Annotated in this window: 26 protein-coding genes; 10 read left to right on the forward strand and 16 right to left on the reverse strand. The window is 71.9% G+C overall.

Going from position 1 to position 26,543, the window contains the following annotated elements:
- Positions 1-38 precede the first annotated feature (38 nt).
- From SACTE_RS13535 to hemL, 3 genes are all read right to left on the reverse strand, one after another.
- Positions 39-1,301, reverse strand: a complete 1,263-nt coding sequence (locus tag SACTE_RS13535) for a hypothetical protein (RefSeq protein WP_026359174.1) — start codon at positions 1,299-1,301, stop codon at positions 39-41.
- A gap of 144 nt (positions 1,302-1,445) precedes the next feature.
- Complete coding sequence (locus tag SACTE_RS13540) at positions 1,446-2,144, reverse strand: histidine phosphatase family protein (RefSeq protein WP_014046597.1); 699 nt, start codon at positions 2,142-2,144, stop codon at positions 1,446-1,448.
- The gene (gene hemL, locus SACTE_RS13545) at positions 2,141-3,448 is read right to left on the reverse strand and encodes a glutamate-1-semialdehyde 2,1-aminomutase (protein ID WP_014046598.1); all 1,308 of its coding nucleotides are present in this window, start codon (positions 3,446-3,448) and stop codon (positions 2,141-2,143) included. Before hemL ends, SACTE_RS13540 begins: the two co-directional genes overlap by 4 nt.
- A gap of 296 nt (positions 3,449-3,744) precedes the next feature.
- Between hemL and SACTE_RS13550 the strand changes: the two genes are divergently transcribed.
- The 4 genes from SACTE_RS13550 (at position 3,745) to SACTE_RS13565 (ending at position 5,773) form a co-directional block, all read left to right on the forward strand.
- Positions 3,745-4,329, forward strand: coding sequence for a hypothetical protein (locus tag SACTE_RS13550; RefSeq protein ID WP_078492622.1), 585 nt, complete (start codon positions 3,745-3,747; stop codon positions 4,327-4,329).
- 65 nt (positions 4,330-4,394) lie between these two features.
- Positions 4,395-4,745, forward strand: a complete 351-nt coding sequence (locus SACTE_RS13555) for an STAS domain-containing protein (protein WP_014046600.1) — start codon at positions 4,395-4,397, stop codon at positions 4,743-4,745.
- 94 nt (positions 4,746-4,839) lie between these two features.
- Positions 4,840-5,334 (forward strand): ATP-binding protein, encoded by a 495-nt coding sequence (locus SACTE_RS13560; RefSeq protein WP_014046601.1) that lies wholly within the window; start codon positions 4,840-4,842, stop codon positions 5,332-5,334.
- A 70-nt stretch (positions 5,335-5,404) separates the two neighbouring features.
- Positions 5,405-5,773, forward strand: coding sequence for an STAS domain-containing protein (locus SACTE_RS13565; protein WP_014046602.1), 369 nt, complete (start codon positions 5,405-5,407; stop codon positions 5,771-5,773).
- A 24-nt stretch (positions 5,774-5,797) separates the two neighbouring features.
- On the opposite strand, the gene SACTE_RS13570 is transcribed toward SACTE_RS13565, so the two are convergent.
- From SACTE_RS13570 to SACTE_RS13620, 11 genes are all read right to left on the reverse strand, one after another.
- Positions 5,798-6,184 carry an STAS domain-containing protein gene (locus tag SACTE_RS13570; RefSeq protein WP_014046603.1) on the reverse strand — a complete coding sequence of 129 codons (387 nt, stop codon included), beginning with the start codon at positions 6,182-6,184 and terminating at the stop codon, positions 5,798-5,800.
- Positions 6,181-7,296: a B12-binding domain-containing protein gene (locus SACTE_RS13575; protein WP_014046604.1), complete on the reverse strand. Its 1,116-nt coding sequence runs from the start codon at positions 7,294-7,296 to the stop codon at positions 6,181-6,183. Before SACTE_RS13575 ends, SACTE_RS13570 begins: the two co-directional genes overlap by 4 nt.
- Positions 7,293-8,963, reverse strand: coding sequence for a PP2C family protein-serine/threonine phosphatase (locus tag SACTE_RS13580; protein ID WP_026359173.1), 1,671 nt, complete (start codon positions 8,961-8,963; stop codon positions 7,293-7,295). The genes SACTE_RS13575 and SACTE_RS13580 overlap by 4 nt, the downstream gene beginning before the upstream one ends.
- 206 nt (positions 8,964-9,169) lie before the next feature.
- The gene (locus SACTE_RS13585) at positions 9,170-9,949 is read right to left on the reverse strand and encodes an enoyl-CoA hydratase/isomerase family protein (protein ID WP_014046606.1); all 780 of its coding nucleotides are present in this window, start codon (positions 9,947-9,949) and stop codon (positions 9,170-9,172) included.
- Positions 9,946-11,193: a cytochrome P450 gene (locus SACTE_RS13590; protein ID WP_014046607.1), complete on the reverse strand. Its 1,248-nt coding sequence runs from the start codon at positions 11,191-11,193 to the stop codon at positions 9,946-9,948. The genes SACTE_RS13585 and SACTE_RS13590 overlap by 4 nt, the downstream gene beginning before the upstream one ends.
- Positions 11,194-11,286: 93 nt before the next feature.
- A complete protein-coding gene (locus tag SACTE_RS13595) occupies positions 11,287-12,654 on the reverse strand; it encodes a cytochrome P450 (protein ID WP_014046608.1) in 1,368 nt (455 codons plus the stop codon).
- A gap of 10 nt (positions 12,655-12,664) precedes the next feature.
- Complete coding sequence (locus tag SACTE_RS13600) at positions 12,665-13,225, reverse strand: ATP/GTP-binding protein (protein ID WP_026359172.1); 561 nt, start codon at positions 13,223-13,225, stop codon at positions 12,665-12,667.
- 7 nt (positions 13,226-13,232) lie between these two features.
- Complete coding sequence (locus SACTE_RS13605; RefSeq protein WP_014046610.1) at positions 13,233-13,622, reverse strand: DUF742 domain-containing protein; 390 nt, start codon at positions 13,620-13,622, stop codon at positions 13,233-13,235.
- A complete protein-coding gene (locus tag SACTE_RS13610; RefSeq protein ID WP_014046611.1) occupies positions 13,615-14,463 on the reverse strand; it encodes a roadblock/LC7 domain-containing protein in 849 nt (282 codons plus the stop codon). Before SACTE_RS13610 ends, SACTE_RS13605 begins: the two co-directional genes overlap by 8 nt.
- Complete coding sequence (locus tag SACTE_RS13615; RefSeq protein WP_014046612.1) at positions 14,460-15,644, reverse strand: ATP-binding protein; 1,185 nt, start codon at positions 15,642-15,644, stop codon at positions 14,460-14,462. The genes SACTE_RS13610 and SACTE_RS13615 overlap by 4 nt, the downstream gene beginning before the upstream one ends.
- 975 nt (positions 15,645-16,619) lie before the next feature.
- Positions 16,620-17,192: a TIGR03086 family metal-binding protein gene (locus tag SACTE_RS13620; RefSeq protein WP_014046614.1), complete on the reverse strand. Its 573-nt coding sequence runs from the start codon at positions 17,190-17,192 to the stop codon at positions 16,620-16,622.
- An 82-nt stretch (positions 17,193-17,274) separates the two neighbouring features.
- Between SACTE_RS13620 and SACTE_RS13625 the strand changes: the two genes are divergently transcribed.
- From SACTE_RS13625 to SACTE_RS13635, 3 genes are all read left to right on the forward strand, one after another.
- The gene (locus SACTE_RS13625; protein WP_014046615.1) at positions 17,275-18,084 is read left to right on the forward strand and encodes a helix-turn-helix domain-containing protein; all 810 of its coding nucleotides are present in this window, start codon (positions 17,275-17,277) and stop codon (positions 18,082-18,084) included.
- Positions 18,085-18,161: 77 nt separating this feature from the next.
- Entirely contained in the window at positions 18,162-18,911 is a 750-nt protein-coding gene (locus tag SACTE_RS13630; RefSeq protein WP_014046616.1) for a Mut7-C RNAse domain-containing protein, read from the forward strand.
- A 97-nt stretch (positions 18,912-19,008) separates the two neighbouring features.
- Positions 19,009-19,767 carry an SDR family oxidoreductase gene (locus SACTE_RS13635; RefSeq protein WP_014046617.1) on the forward strand — a complete coding sequence of 253 codons (759 nt, stop codon included), beginning with the start codon at positions 19,009-19,011 and terminating at the stop codon, positions 19,765-19,767.
- Positions 19,768-19,807: 40 nt separating this feature from the next.
- Here SACTE_RS13635 and SACTE_RS13640 read toward each other — a convergent pair whose 3' ends face one another.
- The gene (locus SACTE_RS13640; RefSeq protein ID WP_014046618.1) at positions 19,808-21,001 is read right to left on the reverse strand and encodes an RtcB family protein; all 1,194 of its coding nucleotides are present in this window, start codon (positions 20,999-21,001) and stop codon (positions 19,808-19,810) included.
- A gap of 172 nt (positions 21,002-21,173) precedes the next feature.
- Here SACTE_RS13640 and SACTE_RS13645 point away from each other — a divergent pair, with 172 nt between their 5' ends.
- From SACTE_RS13645 to SACTE_RS13655, 3 genes are all read left to right on the forward strand, one after another.
- Positions 21,174-21,971 carry a hypothetical protein gene (locus tag SACTE_RS13645; protein WP_019993464.1) on the forward strand — a complete coding sequence of 266 codons (798 nt, stop codon included), beginning with the start codon at positions 21,174-21,176 and terminating at the stop codon, positions 21,969-21,971.
- Between the two features lie 182 nt (positions 21,972-22,153).
- Positions 22,154-22,942 carry a hypothetical protein gene (locus SACTE_RS13650; RefSeq protein ID WP_014046620.1) on the forward strand — a complete coding sequence of 263 codons (789 nt, stop codon included), beginning with the start codon at positions 22,154-22,156 and terminating at the stop codon, positions 22,940-22,942.
- Between the two features lie 182 nt (positions 22,943-23,124).
- Positions 23,125-24,576 carry a DUF2637 domain-containing protein gene (locus tag SACTE_RS13655; RefSeq protein ID WP_014046621.1) on the forward strand — a complete coding sequence of 484 codons (1,452 nt, stop codon included), beginning with the start codon at positions 23,125-23,127 and terminating at the stop codon, positions 24,574-24,576.
- Positions 24,577-24,645: 69 nt separating this feature from the next.
- Here SACTE_RS13655 and lysS read toward each other — a convergent pair whose 3' ends face one another.
- Complete coding sequence (gene lysS, locus SACTE_RS13660; protein ID WP_019993463.1) at positions 24,646-26,397, reverse strand: lysine--tRNA ligase; 1,752 nt, start codon at positions 26,395-26,397, stop codon at positions 24,646-24,648.
- Positions 26,398-26,543: the final 146 nt, after the last annotated feature.

Raw genomic sequence — 26,543 nt, forward strand, 5'->3', positions numbered from 1 at the left:
ATCTCCCGCGGCCCCCTCGGTGCCCGTAAAGCCCCTTGTCAGGCCTGTTTAAAGAATGCGTTCCAGCCGCCTGCCGGGGCCTGTCCGACCTCCAGGGTGCGCAGCTTGTCGAGCACCGCCGGATCCTGTGCGTCGAGCCAGTCGACGAACTGCCGGAAGGAGACGAGGCGCACATCCGGCTTGTCCGCGATCTTTTTGAGTACTTCCTCGACGGCGTCCATATAGATACCGCCGTTCCACTCCTCGAAGTGGTTGCCGATGTAGAAGGGGGCGCGGTTCGTCTCGTAGGCCCGGTCGAAACCGGCGGTATAGGCGCCGACGGCCTGTTCGCGCCAGCCGGGGTACCGCGAGGGCATGCCCTTGGTCGAATTCTGTGACTGGTTGGCGAGGATGTTGTAGTCCATGGAGAGGACTTCGAAGGTGTGGCCGGGGAACGGCACGCCTTGCAGCGGAAGGTCCCAGACGCCCTGGCGCTTGTCGGGCCACATCTGGCGGCCGCCGGGCGAACTCGCGTCGTACCGCCAGCCCATCGCCTTCGCGGTCGGCAGGAGATTGTCCTGGCCCAGAAGACAGGGTGTGCGGCCGCCGATCAGTTCCTTGCGGTAGTCGAAGGGCAGCGGGTCGACGTCGGACCAGCCGCTGTTGGTCCGCCATTGTGTGACGAAGGAGATCGCCTGGTCGATCTCGCTCTGCCATTGGGCGGCGGTCCAGTTGGCGACGGATCCCGAACCGGCACAGAAATGGCCGTTGAAATGGGTGCCGATCTCGTGTCCGTCGAGCCATGCCTGGCTGACGTACTTGAGGGTCTCCTTGACGTGGCCGTCGGTCAGGTAGCCGATGTCGGAGGCACCGCGGGGGTTGTTCGGCGGACGGTAGAGGGACTTCTTCGACTCGGGCAGGAGGTAGAGCCCCGAGAGGAAGAACGTCATCGACGCGTCGTGCTGCCGGGCGAGCTCCAGAAATCGCGGAAAGAGCCCGTTGCCGACCTCGCCGGCCCCGTCCCAGGAAAAGATCACGAACTGCGGGGGCTTCTGGCCGGGTTCGAGCCGGACGGGGGCGGCCGGCTGATTCGGCTGCTTTCCGGTGTCGGCCGTGGAGCCGTCACCGATGAGCCGTGTGTTCTTCTTGGGCGGCCCTCCGCCGGTCCCGTGGGCGCCCTTGTCCCCCTTGGGGCTTTCGCTGGGGCGGGCCCCGGGGCTGTCGCTGTCCGACGAGCCGAGGGAGCCGCAGCCGGCCATCGTCAATGCGGCCGCGGCTCCGAGTCCTGCTCCGAGAAGTCCCCTTCGGTCGATCTCACGCATAGCGTCCCCATCTGTGGTCGTTTTACCTCAATGCCATACAAACTGCCGATGGCTTAGATGAGGCTGACAACACGACGGTTCCGCCGATAATCACAAAAATTATTACGTGACTAGACCCTTACAGGGGCTTCACATGATGACGCCCTAGGCCCCGAACGCCTTCGACTTGCCCTTGACGGGCTTGGCGCCCGCGCGCAGATGGGCGGGGACCAGGTCGACGGCCGGTTCGGTGTATCCGACGGACACGATCTTGTCGCCCTGGTAGGTGAAGCTCGTCAGCGAGGCCAGGGTGCACTGCCGCTTGCGCGGGTCGTGCCAGAGCCGGCGCCGCTCCACGAAGCTGCGCACGATCCAGATCGGCAGCTGGTGGCTGACGCAGACCGCCTCGTGCCCGCGGGCCGCGTCCCGCGCCGCGTCCAGGGCGCCCATCATCCGTACGACCTGCTCGATGTACGGCTCGCCCCAGGAGGGCTTGAACGGGTTGGTCAGGTGCTTCCAGTTGTCCGGCTTGCGCAGCGCCCCGTCGCCGACCCCGAAGGTCTTGCCCTCGAAGACGTTGGCGGCCTCGATCAGGCGCTCGTCGACGGCCAGGTCCAGCCCGTGGGAGGTGGCGACGGGCGTGGCCGTCTCCTGCGCACGCTCCAGCGGGGAGGCGACGACGTGGGTGACGTCGCGCTTCTCCAGGTGCTCGGCCACCCGGTCGGCCATCTTCCGGCCGAGCTCGGAGAGGTGATAGCCGGAGCGGCGCCCGTAGAGCACCCCGTCCGGGTTGTGCACCTCGCCGTGGCGCATCAGGTGGACGACGGTGATGTCCTTCTTGCCGTTCGCGCTGTTCTCGCTCATGCGGTGGCCTCCGACGCGGCGCGTGCGGCGGCGGGCAGGGCCGCGGCGATCCGCTCGACGGCCTGCGTGTCGTGGGCCGTGGAGACGAACCAGGACTCGAAGGCGGACGGCGGCAGGTAGACGCCCTGCTCCAGCATCGAGTGGAAGAAGGCGGTGAAGCGGAAGGCTTCCTGCTTCTTGGCGTCCTCGTAGTCGCGGACGGGCTCGTCCGTGAAGAAGACGGAGAACATGTTGCTCGCCGCCGACACCGTGTGGGCGACGCCCTCCTTGGTGAAGGCCTCGCTCACCAGGCCCCGGATCTCCGCCGACACCGCGTCGACCTCGGTGTACGCCGCGTCGTCGAGCAGCCGCAGCTGGGCGAGGCCCGCGGCGGTGGCGACCGGGTTACCGGAGAGGGTGCCCGCCTGGTAGACGGGGCCGGCGGGGGCCAGGTGCGCCATGACGTCGGCGCGGCCGCCGAACGCCGCGGCCGGGAAGCCGCCGCCCATGACCTTGCCGAAGGTCATCAGGTCGGGCCGCACCCCGTCGACGCCGTACCAGCCGGCCTTCGACGTACGGAACCCGGTCATCACCTCGTCGGAGATGTACAGGGCGCCGTCGGCGGCGCAGATCTCCTTGAGCCCGGCGTTGAAGCCCTCCCCGGGCGGTACGACGCCCATGTTGCCCGGCGACGCCTCGGTGATCACGCACGCGATCTCGCCCGGCTGGGCGGCGAACGCGGCCCGTACGGCGTCCAGGTCGTTGTACGGCAGCACGATCGTGTCGCCGGCCTGGGCCCCGGTGACACCCGGCGTGTCGGGGAGGCCGAAGGTGGCGACGCCGGAACCGGCGGCGGCCAGCAGCGCGTCGACGTGGCCGTGGTAGCACCCGGCGAACTTCACGACCTTCGCGCGCCCGGTGAACCCTCGGGCGAGGCGGATCGCGGACATGGTCGCCTCGGTGCCGGACGAGACCAGCCGCACCTGCTCGACCGGCTCCACCCGGGCCACGATCTCCTCGGCGAGCGCGACCTCGCCCTCGCCCGGCGTACCGAAGGAGGTCCCGCGGGCCACCGCGTCCTGGACGGCGGCGACGACCTCGGGGTGCGCGTGGCCGAGGATCATCGGTCCCCACGAGCACACGAGGTCGACGTACTCACGGCCGTCGGCGTCGGTGAGGTACGGACCCGTACCGGACACCATGAACCGGGGCGTACCGCCCACGGCCCGGAAGGCACGCACGGGTGAGTTCACGCCGCCGGGCGTCACGCGGGACGCGCGGTCGAAAAGCGTCTGTGAAACTGGGGCTTCGTATGAATACGCCACTTTGGTCCTGATCTGCGATTCGGGGGTTCGGGGGGTCCGGCCGGCATTTCCGGCCACCGGTGAGCAGGGAACGCACTCTCCCCGTATGAGGCTCGTACAACGAAAGGGCGTCAGTCTCCTCGCGTCTGCGAAACTGGGGCGTCATAGGGAAAGCTCACACATGCCATGTTGTCAGAGGCGCCGGCGGTCTTGCGGACAGGTGTTTCACCGCACGCCCGTGGGGGAGGTCACTGACACGATGATCGGGTTGCGCGGCGGGGCTGTGTCTCCGTAAGAAGTAGTCGGGTGGATGAGATATGCATCGCGGTGGCGGAGTGGGCGAAGGGACCGACGACCTGGGGCCCGAGCCTGCCCGGCGAGGGCGGCACCGGCGTGAGGCGGAGCGTGCGCGGGACGCCCGGGCGGCCGAGGCGGACGTTCCGGGGATCAGGAGCAGTGGACGGGTGGGGGTGACCTACAAGTACTTCGGCGCTCCCGACGGGGCCACCGCGGCGCGTGTGCCCATCTCCATGCGCCCCGAGGAGCTGGGCGGCGACGAGCTGGGCATGGGGGGCATGTTCACCAAGATCAAGCCGGAGACGGTGGCGGCCATGGTCCTCACCGGCATACAGGGCATACCCCTGCACAAGGTCCCCCCGCTGGAGCTGGTCGTGCTCCATCCCGACTACGCGGTCGTCAAACTGCCCATGACGGTGGTCGACCCGCTGCGCGACGTGGGCGAGGAGTCCGTCGGGGCGGCGGCGTTCATCTGGTCCACGGTTCCGGACCGCGGCGGTCCGCGTGACGCGTTCAACGTCTACCAGCTGCTCCACGAGTGGCAGGACTTCTCCCACCGCCTGCATGACGCGGGGCACCAGGCGTACTGCCTGGTGTGGCCCTGACCTGGGGCGCACGCCGGGGCCGGTGCGCGGTTCTCCGGCCCGCCGGCCTGTAGGAGGATGGGACCATGGCGGCAGACGAGCTGAGTGTGGTCACACATACCACCGACGACGGGGTGGTGCTGATCCGTGTGCGCGGCAGCCTGGACGCGTGGTCGGGGTGCTCCGAGCTGGCCGACGCCCTGGCGGATGCCGCCGGGCGGAGCACGGGCCGTACGGTGGTAGACCTGTCCGGTGTGGAGTTCGCCGACTCGGCTGGGCTGCACGCCTTGCTGAGCGGTCGGCAGCGGCACGAGGAGACCGGCGGCCGGCTGGTGCTGGCGGGCCCCCTCGGGGTGAGCATGCGCCGGCTCTTCGAGGTCACCGGGACGATCGGCGCCTTCCGGTTCGCGGACCACGTGGACACGGCGTTCGGCTGAGGCACCCGGTACGCCTTCCACGCCCGTGACGCGACGGGCGTGTGAGGCGAGGCCGGTCGGGAACGCGTAACACGCGGGGAACGGGGAGGAGGACATGACAGTGAGCGGCACACATCCGGCCGGCGGTTCGGACGAGGCCGTCGGCGGTCATGGGCGGCAGGACACCTCCCCGGTCCGTGCGGCATCCGGCGTCCCGCAGAACGCGGCAGCGGCGCGCGCCCTCGTCACCCGTCTGCTGGCGGCCCGGGCCGGCGGTCCGGACGGGAGGACGGCCGACATCGCGACGGCGGACGTCACGGTGGCGGACGTCACGGTGGCGGACGCCCTGCTGGTGACGTCGGAGCTGGTGACCAACGCCTTTCGGCACGGCGGAGGACTCACCGGCTTCGCGGCCGAGGTCAACGACGAGGGGCTGCTCCTCACGGTCTCCGACGCCAGCAGCACTCCTCCGGCCGTCACCGTCCGCCTCCCGCAGGCCGACCACATCGGCGGCTACGGCTGGCCGCTGGTGCGCCGGCTGACCCAGCGGCTGACCGTCACCTTCCACCCCGGCGGCAAGCACATCGTCGCGCTGATCGCCCTGACCTGACCGCGGCCGCCGGTGGCGGCCTCAGCGGTCGCACCGCACGGGACCCGGCGGGGTTGGCATACTCGGCGACATGATCAGCGCGGTCCCCTCCCCCGACGATGCCGAACCGCCCGCGGCGGTGCCGGTGGTGGCCGAGTTCGAGAGGTCCGGGTGCTGGGTCGTCCAGGCCCAGGGCGCACTCGACTCCGACACCGTCGACCCCCTGTACCTCGCCATGTGGCAGGCCGCGGCCTGCCACGACGTCGTCGTCCTGGACGCCGGTGCGGTCACCTTCGGGGATTCGTCGTTCCTCGGTCTGCTGATCCAGGTGCACCAGCAGACACGCCTGCGCATAGCGGCCCCGGGCACGGCACTGCGGCGTCTGTTCTCCATGGCCGGGGTCGACGCAGTCCTGGAGTGCCATCCCACCCTGGAGGAGGCCCTGGCCGCGCCGCGCTGAGCCGGTCCGACGCCTGACGGGACCTCAGCCCGGGGTGGCACCGTCGTCGGTACGGTCCTGCGCGGACTCCTGGCCGTGCGCACCGAGGGCGAAGAGGTGGCCGATCCCGGTGACGTCGAGGATCCGGGTGAGGAACGGCGGCGGGCTCTCCACGTGCAGGCGCACCCCGCGGGCGGTGGTGCCCCGGTGGATCAGCAGCAGGGTGGCGACGCCCATCGAGTCGCACAACCGCAGCTGGGCGCAGTCCAGATGGAGGTCGGCCAGGCGCGGATCCGCGGCCAGGCACTCCTCGGCCGCCCGGGCCAGTTCGCCGCTGGTGTCGTAGTCCAGATCGCCGGTCAGACGCAGCCGCGCGGTGCCCGGCCCGTCCTCGGCGGTGACGGTGAAGGGCGGAAGGGGCAGGGCGGTCATGCGGGGGCTCCGGGGGTTCGGCCGCCCGGCGCCAGGGTGGCGTCGAGCGCGTGACGTGCGTGGTCGAGCAGCCGGCGGGCCCGGGGGAAGTCCTGGAGCTCGGCTGCGAGCGCGTCCAGGGCCGGGCGCAGGGACCGGGCGGGGACGTCGCGTGCGGTGAGGATGCCGGCCGTCCACGTCACGAAGGCGGTGAACAGCGCGTCGTCGTCGACGTACAGGGCGACGGCCAGGTGGTCGAGCAGGTGGACGATGTCCTCGGCCGTGCGCTCCCGCTGGTGGTCCGTGTAGCCGGCCATCGCCGGGAAGCGCCTCTCCAGCTGGGCCAGGACCTCCCGGACCAGCGGCACCTGTTCGCGGGCCACGTAGGTGTACTCCTGGTCGGCGAGGTGCGGCAGGTCGCCGGTGGGCGCCCGGCCGCCCGCCGTCTCGGGTGCCGGGATGCCCTCGGCGAGCCGTCGCGCGGCGCTGCGGGCGTCGGGGGCCCAGGCGTCGGCGCCCAGCAGCCGGGCGTAGCGCCCGTCGGGTCCGAAGGCCGCCCCGCCTGCCAGCACGGCCACGCCGACGGCCTGGCAGGCGGTGATCGCCGCGTGCGCGGTGGGCAGCCGGGTGGCCAGGGAGGAGGAGAGCGCGACCGCGTCCGCGCCGCTGTGGTGCAGATGCGCGACGAGGTGCGGGGTGGGGACCTGGGCGCCGAGGAAGTCGACCCGCCAGCCGCGCAGCGAGAGGACCTCGGCGAGCAGCCGGGCCGGCAGCGCGTGCCACTCCTTGTCGACGCAGGCGACCGCGATCCTGCCGAGCCGGGGCTCGACGCGGGCGGACGGATGGTGCGCGAGGGCCGCGATGACCCGCTCGGCGATGGCGCTGGCCGCGTGTTCCTGGGCCACACCGAGCCGGTTGGCCGCCCATTCGGCGCCGACCCTGGTCTGTACGGGGGCGATGACGTCCAGCAGGACGGACTCGGCGTCCGTCCCGTCGTCCAGGGCACTCAGGACGTGGGCCGAGGCGGCGTACTCGTCCCCGTCCGTCACGGCCGTCCACATCCGCTCCCGGAGTGGCCCGAGGCCGGCGTGCGAGGTGGCGTGGGCCGCGGGCGCGGTCGTACGGGTGCTCATGCGGTGTACCTGCCCCGGGTACGGCCGTTCACCGCGCTGAGATGCGTGGTGCGGGGCGCGGTGATCGCGACCACCGCCATGTCGTCGTGCCTGCCGTCGCCGACCCACTGGGACGCGAGCATCTGCACCCGCTCCACCACGGCCGTACCGGGCAGGCCCGCGCATCCCGACAGGGCGCGGGTGAGCCGCTCCTCGCCGAACATGGCGTCGCCGAGCGGTCCGCCGCGGGCCTCGGTGACGCCGTCCGTGTACAACAGGCAGGTCTCGCCCGGCTGGAGGCAGGTCTCGACGGTACGGGCCTCGATCTGCGGCAGGGCCCCGACCAGGGTGCCGCGGGTGCTGATCTCCTCGACCGTGCCGTCGTTGCGCACCACCAGGGGGGCGGGGTGGCCGGCGGAGGTGAGGCGCAGCCGCACCTGGTTCTCCTCGCGCTGGACCGAGGCCAGCACGAGGGTGGCGAACCGGGTGTGGTGCGAGGTGAGGAGCGCCCCGTTGAGGAGTTGCAGCATTCGCTCGTGGTCGCCGGCCATCGGTGCCAGCGCCTGCACGGTGTTCCGGATCTTGCCGGTGAGCACCGCGGCGTCCAGGCCCTTGCCGCACACGTCGCCGAGGACCACGAGGGAGGACTCCTCGTCCGTGCCGCCGGGGTGGAGGTCGTAGAAGTCGCCGCCGACCCGCTCCCTCGTCCCGGCGGGCCGGTATCCCCCGGCGAACTCGACGCCGTTCGTCCGGTGCAGTTCGGGCGGCAGCAGGTCGCGCATCAGGGTCTGGGTGATGGCGTTCTGTTCCGCGTACATCCGCGCGGCCGACAGGGCGGCCCCGGCCCGTGCCGCGAAGAGCCGGGCGAAGATCTCCTCGCTCTCGCTGAACTCGGCCCGCCCGCCGGCCCGCAGCAGGATCAGGGCGCCCGCGGGCACCCCGTGTCCGGGCAGCGGTGTGACGGCGACCGAGCCGACGTCACCGGGGAAGTCCTCGGGGAGCATCCAGTCGGGCAGGGAGGCCGGGTCGATCCAGCGTGAGGGGACGGGCGGGAAGCCCTGGAGCGCCTCGCCGAGACCCGGGACCGCGGACGGGTCCGCAGTGATCCGGGTCCGGACCGGTTCCCGGCCCGCGACGGCGCTCGTCATGAGCAGCTGCCGCCCGTCGGGCGGGGTGACGACGACCGCCGCGTCGGCCAGGTGCCGGGCGGCGAGCCGGGCGGTGGCCTGCATGCACCTCTCGGCGTTCAGCGAGGCCAGCAGCACGTTGGACGCCTCGGCCAGGAACATGGTGCGTCGGCGCTCGGTGGCCAGGGCCTCCTCGGCGAGCCGTCGGTCGGTGTCGTCGACCAGCCACCACGCGATGCTGCCGTCCTCGTGGCGGGTGGGATGGGCCTCGAAGCCGAGCTCCCCGATCTTCCCCCGGACCGACGAGCGGGGGGCGGACGGCTCGGGTGCCGCTGTGCGGGCCCCCGCCTCCGCGTGCGCCCGGGCCAGCCAGGCGGGTACCGCCCGCGCCATGCCGACGCCCGGGGCGGCGTCCGCCAGCAGGGCCGCGGCGGCTCGGTTGACCCGCACGACCGTGCCGGTCCGGTCGGCCACGACGACGGGGTACAACACCGCGTCCCCCGCGTCGGGCAGGAGTTGTCGCCTAGCTTTCGTGGCCGTTTCTTCCTTCTGAGGAGCCATGAGGGGGGACCCGCCGGGGGCGGGCCGCACCACCTTCCCACTGGACGGTTTCGCTTTCCCTGCGGCAACCATTGCCCAGATGGCTTCCTCATGGCAACCCGCCCTCCGCGCCGAACGCCCCGCTCCCGGCGCGGTTCGCGGCCTGTCGGGGCCGGGATCGCGCCGGGTGCGGGGCGCCTGTGCGGTGCCTCACTCGGTGGTCGTGGTCACGAACTCCGGGGCTGGTTGAGCTGGGCCGTCAGCAGGTGGGAGTCGAGCAGTGAGACGTCGGCCGTACGGTCCGCACGTGCGTAGCCGTTCAGCATGCGCTTGGTCAGCACGAGGGCCTCGGGCGAGCGCCGGACGAGGGGTCTGGTCCACCCGGCGACGGCGTGGTCCAGCTGGTCGAGGGGGGCGACCTTGTGCAGCAGGCCGAGCCGGTGGGCGGTGGCCGCGTCGAACACCTCGCAGGTGAGCATGTACTCACGGATCCGGGCGGCGCCCGCCTCCGCGATCAGCCGGCCCATGGCGCCGCCCCACGCGGGCGGGAGCCCGACGCCGACCTCGGGCATACGGAACCGGCAGGTGTCCGCCCCCGCGCGCAGATCGCAGTACGAGGCGAGCGCGAGTCCGGCGCCGACGACCCTGCCGTGGAGCCGGGCGACGGTGATCGCGTGGGTTCCCTCCAGCGCCTGGCACAGGCGGTGGGCCTTGTCCGCGATGCGGCGCAGGGCACCACCGGTCGGGTCGGCGGCCAGCGCCTCCTGGTACTCGTTGCGGTCGGCCCCCAGGCAGAAGTCCTCGCCCAGGGAAGACAGGACCAGCACCCGGACGTCGGGCCGCTCGTGCAGGCCGTCGAGCAGCGCGATGAGGGCGTCCAGACCGGTGACGTCGAGGACGTCGTCACCGCGCTCCGGGTTGAGGCGTACGTGGAGGACGGGGCCCTCCTGTTCGACCTCGATCGCCCGGTGGGGCGGGGCGGTGCGGGTGAGGATCAGGTCGTTCATGCGAGGGTGACATCCAGGTTCAGCAGACGGCGGAACGCCACCCGGGGCGCCCACGAGGGACGGCGCGCGAGGGCGAGGCGGGGGAGGCGTCCGACGAGCCGGCCGAGCAGGACGTGGGCCTCCATACGGGCGAGCGGGGCGCCGAGGCAGTAGTGGATGCCTCCGCTGAAGGCCAGGTGGCCCGGGGTGCGCAGGGGGTCGAACCGGTCCGGGTCGCTGTGCCGGGCGGGGTCCCGGTGGGCGGCTCCCACCATGAGGTGGACCATCTCGTCCTTGCGTATCTCGGTGCCGTCGAGGACGCAGTCCCGGGCCGCGATCCGGCTGATCACGTGGGTGGGCGCGTCGTAGCGCAGCGCCTCCTCCACGAACCCGGGCACCAGGTCGGGGTCGGCGGCGAGTCTGTCCCACCACTCCGGGCGCTCCACGAGCAGGAGCGTCGTCGTCGACAGCATGTTGGCGGTGGTCTCCAGGGCTGCCAGCAGGACGAACAGGGCCAGGAAGTAGACGCCTTCGTCCGCCTTGTCACGGTCCGGCTCCATGGCGTCCCACGTCTCGATCCACCGCGAGACGGGATCGTCGCCCGGTCTCTCGCGGCGTTGGCGGACCAGGTCCGTGAAGTAGGAGCGCAGTTCGGCGGTGGCCGCGTCGGACAGGGCCAGCTGGCTCGCGGACGGCAGCAGTTCCTGCGTGAACACCTGATCGTGCGTCAGGTCGCGCAGGTGCGGCAGGTCGGCGCTCGGCAGCCCGAGCCAGTCCCCTATGGCGGCGACCGGCAGTTCCTCGCCGACCGTGGTGACGAAGTCGGCCTCGCCGGAGCGCAAACGTTCCTCCAGCGAGTCCAGCAGGCCGTCGGTCACCCGCTCGACCGTACGGCCGAGCCGCTCGATGGTGGTGCGGTCGAACGCTCCGGCGGCCCGGCGCACCCGGGTGTGGTCCGGAGGGTTGAGCGCGGGCAGGGTGCTGCTCATCTCCCTCGACGAGGGGGCGTTCCACCGGGTGCCCGGCCCCTGTTTCTCACGCCAGCGTTTGTCCGGCTCCAGCCACTCCCTGCTGCGCAGCACCCGGTCGCACAGATCGAAGCTCGTCACGAGCGAGCCGCCCCAGGGGGCGGGACTGACCGCCCCCCTCGACCGCAGCTCCGCGTAGATCGGGAACGGGTCGGCCTGCCCCTTCGCCGTGCGCAGCCGGGAGAACAGTGAGACGGCGGCCCGACGGTCGGACGACGGGATGGTGGTAACCCCCACGGTGATGGCTCCTTCCTGAGCATCAGGCGCCATGCATACCCGCGCGGTAGTTCAAGCATCCAACACCACAGGAGTTGACTGGAGTTACTTGCGTCACTCCCCTCTCGTCCACGCGAGGAACCGGCTGAACAGACCCCCCTTGTGGGACGGCGCCGAGGCCTGCTGCGAGGAGGAGCGCTGCGCGGTGGGCGCGGGCGACTGCGGTGCCCGCGCGGACTGCGCGCGCCCGGGCTCGACACCGTCCAGCGCCACGGTGCGCGGGGTGAAGCGGACCGGAAGGGTCATCAGCGTGCGACTCCAGGGCGTCGGGGCCCAGTTGAGCGCCTTGAAGGAGACCCGCATCTCGATGTCGGGCAGCCGGTTGAGCAGCGACTCCACGGCGGTGGCCGCGATCATGAACGCCGGGTCCTTGGCCGGGCAGGCGTGCGGACCCGCGCCGAAGGCCAGGTGGGCCTTGGCGCTCAGCTGTTCGCGGTGCTGGGTCAGCCGGGGGTCGGTGTTGGCGGCAGCGAAGGAGATCAGGATCGGGTCGTTGGCCCGGACCGTCCTGCCGCCCAGATCGACGTCGTGGGTGGGGTAGTGGGCCGCGTAGTTGGCGATCGGCGCGTAGTTCCAGAGGGCCTGGGAGACCGCGTCCTCGACCGGCAGCCCGGTCTGCCACTCCTCGCCGAGGTACAGCGCGCTGCTGGTGCCGATCGTGGCCGTCAGGGGGGCGGTGCCGCCGGAGAGCAGGGTCACCAGCTGGTGCAGCACCTCCTCGTCGCTCAGCCGCGCCGGGTGCTCCATCAGGCGGGTCGTCAGGTCGGCGCCGGGACGGCGCCGCTTGAGGGCGATCAGCTCCGCGAGCGCACCGCCCAGCACCTCGTCCGCGCCCGGGGTGCCGTCGAAGATGCCGCTGATCCCGACGATCACCCGGTCACCGACCTCGGGCGGGCAGCCGAACAGGTCGCTGAAGACCAGCAGCGGCAACGGCTGGGCGTAGTCGGCCATCAGCTCGGCCTGGCCCCGGGTGTCGGTGCTGAAACGGCTGATCAGGTAGTCGGCGGACTGCTGGGTCTGCCTGACGAGCTGGAGTTCGTTGACGGTACTCAGACTGTCGGTGACCGCCTGCCGCAGCCGGGCGTGCGACGCCCCGTCGCTGAACAGCGCGTTGGGGCGGTAGCCCATCATCGGCAGGGCGGGGCTGTCCGCCGGTACGCGTCCCTCGTTGAGCGCGTTCCAGCGACGGGAGTCGCGGACGAAGGAGGCGGGGTTCTGCAGGATGTGCAGGGCGGCGTCGTAGCTGGTGACCAGTTCGACCTCGACGTCCGGCGCGATGTCGACGGGCGCGCTCGGGCCGGACGCCCGCAGGTGGGCGTAGTGGCCCTCGGGGTCGGCGCCGAACTCGGGACCGTACAGCTGCACGTTCCCGTGCGCGGGGCAGCCGGGCGGTATCCCCTGGGTGTCGAATGAGTGCTGCATGCCAGGGCTCCTAGCCGAGTTGGGTCATGAGGTGCGTCACGAGGGTGATCAGCGCGTTCGCCGAGGAGGCCTCGTCGCGCACGTCGCAGGCCACGACGGGGGTCTCCTCCGTGAGGTTCAGCGCCTCGCGCACCTCGTCGAGCGGGTAGTCGGTGGTTCCGTCGAAGCGGTTGACGCCGATGGCGTACGTCAGGCCGAAGCTCTCGACCAGGTCCAGGACCGGGAAGCTCTCGTGCAGCCGTTCCGGGGCGACGAGGACGAGTGCGCCCAGCGCCCCCCGGGACAGCTCCTCCCACATCTCCTTGAAACGCTCCTGACCGGGCGTCCCGAAGAGATAGAGGACCAGCTGGTCGCTGAGGGTCAGCCGGCCGAAGTCCATCGCCACGGTGGTGGTCTTCTTGTGCGGCGTGCCCGACAGGTCGTCGAAGCCCTCGCTGGCCTCGGTGATCTCCTCCTCGGTCTGAAGCGGCTCGATCTCGGAGATGCTGCCGATGCAGGTGGTCTTGCCGACCCCGAAGTGCCCCACTATGAGGACCTTCACCGCCTGGGAGACCTCTGGATCCAGGTACACGGTCACGTCACGCTCCGAATCTGGTCTTCAAACCGTCGAGGACCGCACTGAGCAGTTCTCGGTCGGCACGTTCGGCGCGCGGTACGGGCTTCCTCACGATGATGAGGCCGCTCCCCTCCATCTGCGCCAGGAGGATACGCACGATGCCCAGCGGCAGGTGGGTGTGGCCCGCGACCTCGGCAACCGACAGGAAGCCGTCGCTGACCAGGTCCATGACCTGCCGGGCTTCCGGGGACAGCGTGCGGGCCGCGGCCGACGCGCCCTCCCCCGCGGTCACGAGAGTGGTGTGGCCGTACTCGTGGTCCGGGGGCAGCGCGTGTCCGCCCGTGATCACGAAGAGAGGGACTAACGGGGACGTCAGCTCCAGGTCGAGGTCCTGGTCCGGCTCGTCACGCATGGCCCGCCCCCTTTCCCTGCGGCGCCTCGTGCCCGCGCAGCTTGGGCACCACCTCGTGCAGGCGCGTGGTGAACTCCTCGATGTCGCAGTCGTGCGCGGCGGCGGCGGCCAGGAAGGCCCCGTCGCCGGCCGCGATCAGGAAGGTCCAGCCGTGCTGGAACTCCATGACCGTCTGCCGCCACTCCGGAGCCTCCTGCACGCCCGCGAACTGGGACGTGACGCGGCTGTAGGCGTGGATCCCGGTCATGGCGGCGGAGATGGTGTCCGCCAGGTCCCGGCTCATCCCCGAGGTCGCCCCGCGGGGCAGGCCGTCGGAGCCCAGCAGTACGGCGTGACGGGCGCCCCGGACCTCCGAGATCACCTGGTCGAGGTCCGGCAGCACGAATCCCGGACCGCCCGTGCCCTCGCGCCGGGCCGGGGAGGCGCCGTCGGCCCCGTCCCCCTCCTGCGCGCTCACTCTCGGCGGCGAGGTGAGGTTGTTGCCCAGCCGGGCGACGAGACGGTGCATGCGGAAGGAGATCTGCTGCATGTCCACGTCGGGTGCCGCGGCGGCGGCCAGGTACGCGCCCTGCCCCGCACCGATCAGGAAGATCCACCCGTGGGCGAACTCGATGATCGTCTGGTTCCACTGCCGGTCGGCCGTCGGCCCGGCGAAGTGGGCGGTGGCCCGGCTGAGCGACTGCATCCCGGCCATGGCGGCGGAGATGGTCCGCACGTCCTTCTCGGCCAGGCCCTCCGCGGCTCCGCGGGGGAGGCCGTCCGCGGACAGCAGGACGGCGTGCCGTGCCCGGGGCACGTTGTTCACGATGTCCTCGAGCATCCACGACAGATCTGCGGTCATTCGTCTTCGAACCCTTCGAACGACGGGGTGTCGAGGTTGCGGCCCGACAGGGTGCCTCGCTGGAAGGCGCCCAGGCCCCGGCCGGAGGTGCGGCCGGTCTCCTCGGGCGCCCGCGGTGCCGTACGGGCGGCCGGGCTGTCGGGGACGCTGGCGATGGGAGCCTGGCGTGCTCCGCGCTTCGGCAGACCGTGCATCGTGCGCGACGTGTTCTGCGACCGGCTCTCGACGCGCCGGATGTTGGCGACGGGAGCCTCCTCGACCGGCGGCGGTGTCTCCTCCATGGTCCACAGCTCCTCTGGCAGCAGGACGACGGCCCGGACACCCCCGTACCGGGAGACGCCGGTGACGTCGACCTTGAACCCGTACTGACGCGCGATCAGGCCGACGACGGGGAAGCCGAACTTCGGCTGGTTGCCCAGCTGCGACAGCTGGGGGACGATGTCGCCGGACAGCAGCGCGGTGGCCCTCTGCCGGTCCTCGTCACTCATGCTGACGCCGGCGTCGTCGATGACGATGCAGAGGTTGCTCTGGACCCGCTGGAACGTCACCTCGATCGGCGCGTCGTGCTGGGAGAAACTGGCAGCGTTGTCAAGCAGTTCGGCCACGGCGAGCGCGACCGGCGCGACCGCGGAGGCCTTGAGCGCCAGACCGCCCTGCTGCATGATCTCGACCCGGTGGAAGTTGCGGATCTGGCCCTGGGCGCTGCGCACCACGTCGTAGACGCTGGCGGGCTTGTTGCGGCGGCCGAGCGGGGCGCCGCACATGACGGCGATGCCCTGGGCCTTGCGCGCCATCTGGGCGTTGGCGTGGTTCACGTCGAGCAGGTCGGCGAGGACCGGGTGGCCGCCGTACTTGCGCTGGATGTCGTCCAGGAGCGTGGTCTGCTCCGCCGCGAGGCTCTGAAGGAATCGGGCGGCCCCCTTGAGGACCGCCTTGGTGCTCTCCTCCGCGGCCTGCTCGGCTTCTCGGATGGTGCCCTCGTACTCGTCCCGGTGCTTCTGCAACTCAGCGCGTGCGTAAGCCAGCTGACTTTCCGCTGCGTGCATCTGCTGGGTCAGCGCGGCCTCGGAACGGCGCTTCTTCTCGCCCAGGCCTCTGCTGCGGACGAAGAGGACCACGGCCGCGGCGACGGCTAGCGCCGCTATCGCAACCAGGCACCATATGAGCGCGTCTCGAATCATGGAAACCTTCCCGGCGCGTGGCATGCGGACATCGGCGGATACACCTCGCGAGGATCCGTGACACAGCCGCTCGGAACTGCTCGACCGCTGCATGGAGAGCAGGCCGACCTCAAACCAGCGCCTGGTCGAGTGGATCAAGGTCGCAGATGCGGGGATGCTATCACCGCAGATCACCCTTCGAACGTGTCGACGATTCGCCCGGTATGGGGTGGACGCGGCTGCTGTACGCAATTGGCGGCAAGCGCTTGCGCGGGTATCCGGGGCGGTCTCGCGGCGCCGCGCGCCGGGTCCGCGGCGTGCCGCCGGTCCGCCACGGAAGCGGAGGCGCCGCGTCATCGCATGTCATGGCGCCGCCGAAGGATCGCGCTTTCCGGATCCGATGGCTCCGCCTCGCGCGCAAAACCGGAAGCGGAAGCTGCCGACCCCCCGTAAAGCCCATGTGCCGTCCGGTGCGGCGGAGATGATCCGGAGCCCTTGCCCGGTGTGCTCACGGGCAATCAGTTCAAGCCAATTCCAGCATGGTTCGGCCATCGAGGCGGGGAGGCGGGGGCGGATCCGGAACCGGGGAAACACCAGGTGGCCGCGAGTTTTCCGCCCATGCCGACGGCACATTCCACCGACGCGGGCCAGCCAGCGAACGGGGCTCGCGAAAGCCCCGTGCCCCGAATTCCCGCGCGCCCCCTCCCGGGACCCCGGCCGGCCGGCCCGGGACCGGCCGGCGGAGGCCGCTCCGAGCGGTCGGCGGAGGCTGCCGCGGGACCGGCCGGCGGAGGCACGCGACCGGGCGCCGAAGCGGGACGACGGACCCGGCCCGGCGGAGTGGGCGGCCCCGGCCGGGGGCGGTCGGCAGGGGTGATCCGGCCGGGGGGGCGGTCCGGCGGGGGCGGCGGTCCGGCCGGGGGGGGCGCTCCGGCCGGGGGGGCCGGCCGGGGGCTGTCCGGCCCCGCGCGCCTCACCTCATCCGCGCGCCTCACCTCATCCGCGCGGCGGGCGCCAGCCCGGGTCGCGCCCGGTGTCGCCGACCAGCCGCTCCAGGGCGGTGGCCCCGGCCGGTACGGGGAACGGCTCGCCGAACACCTTCATCTCCCGGGCCTTCGGCGCCAGCCCCGCGAACTCCGGCCCCAGCTCGGCGAGCACCACCGGGTCTGCCTCGAAGTCCTGCCCGGTCGCCCGCCCCAGGTCCCAGCCGTGCACGACCAGGTCCCCCAGCACCATCATCCCCACCGTCCTGGCGGGCAGCCCCATCGCTCCGACCGCCCCCTCCTCCGCGCCCGGGGCGTCCCAGGCCCGCGCCAGCCGCGCCGTCTCCGCCTCGAACCTGCCGCGCCAGTCGCCGGTCACGACGTCCGGGGTCTCGCCGAACTCGACCGGCCCGCGGGCGGCCAGCGCCTGGAAGTTGGTGACGACCTGGAAGAGGTGGTTCAGCAGCGCCCGTACGTCGTACTCGCCGCACGGTGTGGGAGCGGTCAGCTGCGCGTCGTCGACGGCCCGCACGACGGGACAGGTGCGGGCCGAGGCCGCGTCCAGAAGCTCACTGATCTTCGTCATGCCTCCGACGATGCACCCGGCGCCCCCGGCCGTCTTGAAGAAACGCGACAGCACGCCCCGGGGCGTGCCTAAGATCCCGTCCATGGCCCGATCCGCACGCGATACGCGGGGCATCGTCGACGCCCCGGACCTGTTCTCGCGCGTGCGCTTCCGCCTCCGGGAGCCGGCCCCGGGTCTGCGCCCGTACCTGGAGCACTACTGGCTGATCGACTGGGACCTCGCCGAGCCCTACACCTCGCACGTCGTGCCGCACCCCTCCGTGCACCTGGTCTTCCAGCAGGACGGCTCGGACGCCGGGCCGGCCGGGCGGGCGGACGTCTACGGCATCGTGCGCGGCCTGTTCACCCGCCCGCTGGAGGGCCGCGGGCGGGTGTGCGGCGTGAAGTTCCGGCCCGGCGCCTTCCGGCCGTTCGCGCCGCGGTGGCCGGTGTCGGAGTGGACCGGGCGCCACGTCCCGGCCCACGGGGTGCTGCCCGCGCCGCCGGTCCGTGCGGTGCTGGGTCCGGAGGAGGAGGACGCCCGGGTCGCCGCCCTGGACGCGTACCTGCTGCCGCTCGTGCCTCCGCCGGACCCGAAGGCCGAGCAGGCGACGGCCCTCGCCGAGCTCGCCCGCACCGACCGGACCCTGCTGCGGGCCGACGCGCTCGCACGGGCCGGGGGCCTCTCGGCGCGCTCGCTGCAACGGCTCTTCTCCGCCTACGTGGGGGTCGGGCCGAAGTGGGTGCTGCTCCGCCACCGCATCCACGAGGCCCTGCGACGGGCCGCGACCGACCCGGAGCCCGACTGGGCCGCGCTGGCCGCCGACCTCGGCTACAGCGACCAGGCGCACCTGGTCAGGGACTTCACCGCGACCGTGGGCGTCCCGCCGACGGCCTTCGCGCCCCAGGGCTGAACCGTCCGGCGCCGCCCGCCCCGGACCGCGCCGGAAACCTCTCGCCGCCCGGCGCCGCCCGATGGCATCCTGACCGGGTGAACGGACCCGAGATCGACGTGGAAGTGGCACCGGAACTGCGGCTCTTCGTCTCCCACGAACGCCGTCGCGGCAGCACCCCGGTGATCACCGACGGCTCGTCGACCCTGGGGCACGTGGTGGAGTCCCTCGGCATCCCCCTCACCGAGGCCGGAACGCTGGTCGTGGACGGCCGGACCGTGCCCGTGTCGCACATCCCGGGCCCCGGCGAACGGGTCGAGGTGCGGGCCGTCGAGCGTCCGCAGCGGATCCCCGGCGCCCCGCTGCGCTTCCTGCTCGACGTCCATCTGGGGACGCTGGCCCGCCGGCTGCGCCTGCTGGGCGTGGACGCCGCGTACGAGAGCGAGGACATCGGCGATCCGGCGCTGGCCGCCCTGTCCGCGCGGGAGCGGCGCGTGCTGCTCTCCCGGGACCGGGGGCTGCTCAGGCGCCGCGAGATCTGGGCCGGGGCGTACGTCTACAGCGACCGCCCGGCGGAGCAACTGCGTGACGTGCTGGGGCGCTTCGCCCCCGTACTGGCCCCGTGGACCCGCTGCACGGCCTGCAACGGTGAGCTCGCCGAGGCGGACAAGGACTCGGTGCGGGCCGATCTGGAGCAGGGCACGCGGGCCACGTACGACGTGTTCGCCCGGTGCACGGCCTGTGGGCGGGTGTACTGGCGGGGTGCCCACCACGCGCGTCTGGAGGCCGTCGTCGCGGACGCGGTGCGCGAGTTCGGCGGCCTCGGCAGCGGGTCACCGGCCGGCTGAGGCCGCCCCGTCCGGGCCGTCGCCGGACGGCCTCCGCGCCTGGGGGCCCGCCTGCCTATCCTGGGCCCGTACCGATCAGCTGTCCGAGGAGTTCGCCATGGCCGCCACCCCCATCGCCGTCATCACCGGTGCGAGCAGCGGTATCGGTGCCGCGACCGCCCGGCAGCTGGCCGCCGCCGGTTACCGCGTGGTGCTGACCGCCCGCCGCAAGGACCGCATCGAGGCGCTCGCCGCCGAGATCACCGAGGCGGGCCACCAGGCCACCGCCTACGCCCTGGACGTCACCGACCGGGCGGCGGTCGACGAGTTCGCCACCGCGTTCCGTTCGCTGGCCGTCCTCGTCAACAACGCGGGCGGCGCGCTGGGGGCGGACCCCGTGGCGACCGGCGACCCGGCCGACTGGCGTCAGATGTACGAGACGAACGTCATCGGCACCCTCAACGTCACCCAGGCGCTGCTGCCCGCCCTGACGGCGAGCGGTGACGGCACGATCGTGGTCCTCTCCTCGACGGCCGCGCTCGCGTCGTACGAGGGCGGCGGCGGGTACGTCGCGGCCAAGCACGGTGAGCACGTGCTGGCCGAGACCCTGCGCCTGGAGATCGTCGGCACCCCCGTCAGGGTGATCGAGGTGGCGCCCGGCATGGTCAGGACCGAGGAGTTCGCGACCACCCGCTTCCGCGGCGACACCGAGAAGGCGGCCAAGGTCTACGAGGGCGTCGACGCGCCGCTGACCGCCGACGACGTGGCCGACACGATCACCTGGGCGGTCACCCGCCCCAGCCACGTCAACATCGACCTGCTGGTGGTCCGTCCGCGCGCCCAGGCATCCAACTCCAAGGTGCACCGCACGCTCTGACGTCCACCGGGGATCCGGCGGCCGGGTGTCCGGCCGCCGGTCAGCCCTTCACACAGACGACCTGCTTGAGCTTGGCCACGACCTCGACCAGGTCCCGCTGCCGGTCGATGACCTGCTCGATCGGCTTGTACGCGGCCGGGATCTCGTCCACCACGCCGGAGTCCTTACGGCACTCCACGCCCCGCGTCTGGTCCTCCAGGTCCTTCGTGGAGAACGCCCGCTTCGCCGCGTTCCGGCTCATCCTCCGGCCCGCGCCGTGCGAGGCCGAGTTGAACGACTTCGCGTTGCCGAGGCCCTTCACGATGTACGAACCCGTGCCCATGGAGCCCGGGATGATGCCGAAGTCCCCGGAGCCGGCCCGGATCGCGCCCTTGCGGGTGACCAGCAGGTCCATACCGTCGTACCGCTCCTCCGCCACGTAGTTGTGGTGGCAGGAGATGACCGGGGCGAAGGTGACCTTCGCCTTCTTGAACTCCTTGCGGACCACGTCCTGGAAGAGCCCCATCATGATCGCGCGGTTGTACTTGGCGTACTCCTGCGCCCAGAAGAGGTCGTTGCGGTACGCGGCCATCTGCGGGGTGTCGGCGATGAAGACCGCCAGGTCACGGTCGACGAGGCCCTGGTTGTGCGGGAGCTTCTGGGCCTGTCCGATGTGGAAGTCGGCGAGCTCCTTGCCGATGTTCCGGGACCCGGAGTGCAGCATCAGCCAGACGGCGCCCGCCTCGTCGAGGCAGAACTCGATGAAGTGGTTGCCCGATCCGAGCGTCCCCATCTGCTTGGTGGCACGGTCCTGACGGAACTTGACCGCGTCGGCGACCCCGTCGAACCGCGACCAGAAGTCGTCCCAGCCCGTGGTCGGGAAGCCGTGCAGCTTGCCGGGGTCCACCATGCCGTCGTGCATCCCCCGTCCCACCGGGATGGCCTGCTCGATCTTCGACCGCAGCCGTGAGAGGTCCCCCGGCAGGTCGCCGGCCGTCAGCGAGGTCTTGACCGCGGACATCCCGCAGCCGATGTCCACACCCACCGCGGCCGGGCAGACCGCGCCGTGCATCGCGATCACCGAGCCGACGGTGGCGCCCTTGCCGAAGTGGACGTCCGGCATGACCGCGAGGCCCTTGATCCACGGCAGCGTCGCCACGTTCCGCAGCTGCCGCATCGCGACGTCCTCGACGGACGCAGGGTCCGCCCACATCCGGATGGGGACCTTCGCCCCCGGCACCTCTACATACGACATAACCCCTCGATTCCCCCGAAAAAACTGAAAGCGCAAAACCGGTGCCAAGATCGGCATACAGGTCGGCCGACCGGCATTCACGGCGGCGCGTGCGATACACATTGTCTCCATCGGCCGCTGTCCGGCGGCAACCCGTTTTCCGTACCGAAGGGAGCCCGGTCCCGTGCGACACATGGCGTACGTACCCGGCGTCGCGCTGCTCGCAGCGCTCGTCGCCGGCTGCAGCTCCGGCTCCGGCGCCCACGACTCCGGCGCCGACGGCAAGCCCGGCAGCCCGACCGTGACGGCCGCTCCCGGCAAGTACCGCACGCTTCCGGAGTCCTGCCGCGCGGTGCCGCGTTCCACCCTCAAGGACCTGCTGCCGGGCGCCGCCGACCTGTCCGAGGAGCAGCAGGAGAAGGTGTACGCCGGCACGCCCGCCGTGACCTACGACAACGACCGCAAGGTCGGCTGCCGCTGGAAGTCCGAGGCACCGGACGCGTCCCGCAACCTGTCGATCGACTTCGAGCGCGTGGTCTCCTACGACCCGTCGGTCAGCGACGACGACCGCGCCCGTGAGGTCTTCGCGAAGCAGCAGGACACCGCCCTGCCGGAGCTGGCGGGCAGCGGTCCCGGCAGCGCGTCGCCCGGCTCTCCCTCGGCGAGTGCCTCCACCCCCTCCACCACGCCGTCCGCCGACGGGGACGACGGCGCCGACCAGGGTGACGACGGCGGTGGCGCGGTGGACGACCTGCGGCCGCGGCTGCTCGACGGTCTCGGCGACGCCGCGTTCCTGGACGACGCCCTCGCCCGGGCGGGGTCCACCGCGCAGAACCGCACCGTGAGCGTGGTCTTCCGCACATCGAACGTCATCGTCACCGTCCGGTACACCGAGCAGCCGGCCCTGGCCACCGAGGTCCCCGACAGCAAGGAACTGCAGGAGAAGGCCCAGGCCCTGGCCCGGCAGCTGTCCGAGACCCTCAGCGCGTAACACGGGCGCGAGGGCCCTGACCGGCGCCCCTCGTCCGCCCCCGGGCGCCCGCCGGAAAGGCGGCATCCCGCCGCCGTCCGTCGTACCGTGGCCCTCCGGAGCACCGGGCCGCCCCCGGTGCACCGCCGTACCGCCGACCACCCGCACGACCGAGACCGCCGTGCCGTCCGAGTGAAGGAACCATGCACCGATCAGCCCCGCGACTGTCCCGCATACTCGCCTGCGCCGCCGTCCCGGTGATGCTCGTCGCCGTCGGCTGCTCGTCGGACTCCGGCGACGAGAAGGACACGGCCTCCTCCCCCTCGCCGACCGCGACGGAGCCGACCGTCGAGCCCGCGAAGTTCTCCGAGCTCCCGGACGCCTGCACGTCGATCGGCAAGAAGACGATCGAGTCCCTGGTGCCCAAGGCCAAGACCAAGGGCGGCACGCCGGGCACGTCCAGCGACACCGTGACCCGCGGCAGCTGCTCGTGGAACGGCCTGGACGACAACGGCGTCAAGGGCTCGCAGTACCGCTGGCTCGACGTCGGCTTCACCCGCTTCACCTCCGACCAGGCCCTGGGCAGCGGGGCCGAGCGCGCCACGGCCGAGTACACCAAGCAGGTCGCCAAGGCCAAGGCGTCCGAAGGGGCCGAGAAGGTCGCCGACGCACCGGCCGAGGGGATCGGCGAGCAGGCCACCGCCGTGACGTACGACCTGGAGAAGACGGGCGAGGACTTCAAGTACGCGACGGTCGTGGCCCGCACGGGCAACGTCGTCGTCACCCTCACCTACAACGGCGCGGGTTACGCGGGCGCCAAGACCCCGTCCGGCGCCGACATCCTCAAGGACGCGAAGAAGGCCGCCGGAGAGGCCGTCGGCGCGGTCGGCGCGGGCGGCTCCGGCGACACCGGGACGTCCGCCTCACCCTCCGCGAAGGCCCCGGACAAGAGCGACGACAAGAGCGACGACAAGTCCGACGACAAGTCGTGACCTGGGCGCCGTCCGAGGGCCAACGCCCCTGATCACACGCCTGCTTGCCGAGCCCGGCCCGCCCGCGCGGGCCGGGCTCCGGCCCCTCCCCACACGACGCCTCTCGCACGCATGTGCCAGGCTGTGCCCGCGCCGGTTGCCGAAATGGGGCCGGTACGTCGAAGTTCGGGAGGGGACTGCGGGTGGCCGCCATGCAGCTCACACGCATGCACAAGGTACTCATCGGGGTCGTCGTCGCCGGTGCGGTGCTCATCGCCGCGATCGGGTTCGCGGGGTCGTACTCCGCCGTACGCGAACTGGCCCTGGAGAAGGGCTTCGGCGACTTCTCGTCGGTCTTCCCGATCGGCATCGACGCGGGCATCTGCGTCCTGCTCGCGCTGGACCTGCTCCTGACGTGGATGCGCATCCCGTTCCCGATGCTGCGCCAGACCGCCTGGCTGCTGACCATCGCCACCATCGCCTTCAACGGCGCGGCGGCGTGGCCCGACCCGCTGGGCACCGGCATGCACGCGGTGATCCCGGTGCTGTTCGTCGTCTCCGTCGAGGCCGCCCGGCACGCCGTGGGCCGCATCGCGGACATCACGGCCGACAAGCACATGGAGGGCGTCCGCCTCACCCGCTGGCTGCTCTCCCCGATCCCCACCTTCAAGCTGTGGCGGCGGATGAAGCTGTGGGAGCTGCGCAGTTACGAGCAGGTCATCAAGCTCGAACAGGAGCGGCTGATCTACCAGGCCCGCCTCCAGGCCCGCTTCGGGCGCAACTGGCGCCGCAAGGCACCCGTCGAGTCGATGATGCCGCTGCGTCTGGCCAAGTACGGTGTACCGCTCGCCGAGACCGCCCCGGCCGGTCTCGCCGCCGCGGGCATCGAACCGGCACTGCTGCCGCCCGGCCCGGGCCCGGCGGGCGTACAGGCCGAGGCGCAGCACCCCCAGCTCCCGTACGTCCCGCAGCAGGAGGCGCGGCCCGGACCGGAGGAACACCGGCAGCAGGCGCCGCAGCACCGGCAGGCGGAGCTGCCGCAGGAGGGGCCCGGCTCGCACGACAGCCCCTGGTTCGCCGCGCCCCAGGTCCCGGACGACGCGTACGAGCGGGCGTACAACCCGACGTACGTCGAGGGCCTGGAGCCCACCCCCGTACGGGTCCCCTCCGGACCGGGCGGCCGCACCCGGCCGCTCGGGAACGTGGGCACGATCGGCGCCTTCCCCCACCCCCGCTCGCCGGAGGAGCAGTACGAGCAGCCGTACGAGCAGCAGGCGCCCCAGCACCCCGAGCGGCAGGCCGGGCCGCCGTACCCGGAGCAGCCGCAGGACCAGCAGGCCCAGCAGCAGGCGCAGCAGCACTCTCGGCAGGAGCACGAGCAGGACCGGCCCCAGGACGACGTCCAGCCGCCGCTCGACGCCCAGAAGGAAGCCGAGTGGGCGGCCGCCGAGGCCGACTTCAGCGAGAAGGCGTACGAGGTCTTCTGCGCCTACACGCAGGAGCACCAGGACTACCCCACCGTCGCGGTGCTCGACATCCACCTCGCCGACGGCCACAACGTCCGCCATCCGCGCAGCAGCGCCCTGCTGCGCCGGCTCCTGCCGGGCTTCAAGCAGCGCTTCGACAGTGAGATGTCCGCCGAACACATCGCCTGACGGGCACAGGTACACGAAGAACCGGGCGGGCCGTCGAACGGCCCGCCCGGTTCTTCGTACACGGCGGTGTCAGCCGCCCAGCAGCGTCCGCACCCGGTCCGCCCCCACCGCGAGCAGCAGCGTGGGCAGCCGCGGGCCGGTGTCCCGGCTGACCAGCAGCCGGTACAGCAGCGCGAAGAAGGACCGCTGGGCCACCTTGAGCTCCGGCGTGGGCCTGGCGTCCGGCTCCAGGCCCTCCAGCACCTTCGGCACGCCGTAGACGAGCGTGGTCAGCCCGTCCAGCGACCAGTGCGTCTCCAGCCCGTCCAGCAGCAGCCGCAGCGACTCGCGGCCCTTGTCGTCCAGGGATCCGAGCAGTTCCTTGTCCGGCTCCTGGCGCACGACGGTGCGGGCCTCGGCCGGGACCTGGGTGCTGATCCAGCTCTCCGCCCGGTCCAGCCGGGGACGCGCCTCGTCGAGCGAGGTCAGCGGGTTCTCCGGGTCCAGCTCGCTGAGGATGCGCAGCGTCTGGTCCTCGGCACCGGCCGTGATGTCCGCGACCGAGGCGAGCGTGCGGTACGGCAGCGGGCGCGGGGTGCTGGGCAGCTCCCCGGCGGCCGTGCCGATCGCACGGGCGTAGGCGGCGGCGTCCGCGGGCAGCACCGTGCCGTCGGCGACCTTGCGGGCGAGCGAGTCCCACTCGTCGTAGAGCCGCTGGATCTCCTGGTCGAACGCGATCTTGAACGACTGGTTGGGCTTGCGGCGCGCGTACAGCCAGCGCAGCAGCGGCGCCTCCATAATCTTCAGCGCGTCGGCCGGGGTCGGCACGCCGCCCTTGCTGGAGGACATCTTGGCCATGCCGGAGATCCCGACGAACGCGTACATCGGGCCGATCGGCTGGACCCCGTCGAAGACCTCGCGGACGATCTGCCCGCCGACGACGAACGAGGAGCCGGGCGAGGAGTGGTCCACACCGCTGGGCTCGAAGATCACGCCCTCGTAGGCCCAGCGCATCGGCCAGTCGACCTTCCAGACCAGCTTGCCGCGGTTGAACTCGCTCAGCCGGACCGTCTCGGCGAAGCCGCAGGCCGAACAGGTGTAGTTCAGCTCGGTGGAGTCGTCGTCGTAGGAGGTGACGACGGTGAGGTCCTTCTCGCAGTTGCCGCAGTACGGCTTGTACGGGAAGTAGCCGGCCGCGTTCGAGCTGCCGTCGTCCTCGCTCGCCGCGCCGGAGCCCTCGGCGGCCTCCAGCTCGGCCTCGTCCACCTTCTTCTGCTGCGGCTTCTTCCCGCCCGCCGCGCCGTCCTTCTTGGTGCGGTAGCGGTCCAGGACGGCGTCGATGTCGGCGCGGTGCCTCATGGCGTGCAGGATCTGCTCGCGGTAGGTGCCCGCGAGGTACTGCTGGGTCTGGCTGATGCCGTCGTACTCGACGCCGAGCTCGTCCAGGGCCCGGGTCATGGCGGCCTTGAAGTGCTCGGCCCAGTTCGGGTACGCGGAGCCGGCCGGGGCGGGCACCGAGGTCAGCGGCTTGCCGATGTGCTCCTGCCAGGAGTCGTCGACGCCCTCGACCCCGTTCGGCACCTTGCGGTAGCGGTCGTAGTCGTCCCACGAGATCAGGTGGCGCACGGTGTACCCGCGGCGGCGGATCTCGTCGGCGACCAGGTGCGGGGTCATGACCTCGCGGAGGTTGCCGAGGTGGATCGGGCCCGACGGGGAGAGGCCGGAGGCGACGACGACCGGTTTGCCAGGCGCACGTCGCTCCGATTCGGCGATGACATCGTCCGCGAAGCGGGAGACCCAGTCGGTCTCGGTGCTGCTCTGACTCGAAGCCACGGTCGGCACGTCCTTCTCTCGTGTAGGACTCAATCGGGGGACCCCGCTCTCAGGGGGTGCCTCCATTCTCCCAGGTGCCACCCGTAGCGCGAAAACGGCTTTACACCCCGTGGGATACTGGGACGGATCCCTTGTCCTCTACCGAAACGGCAGCC

This window comes from Streptomyces sp. SirexAA-E, assembly GCF_000177195.2.
Taxonomy (GTDB): Bacteria; Actinomycetota; Actinomycetes; order Streptomycetales; family Streptomycetaceae; genus Streptomyces; species Streptomyces flavovirens.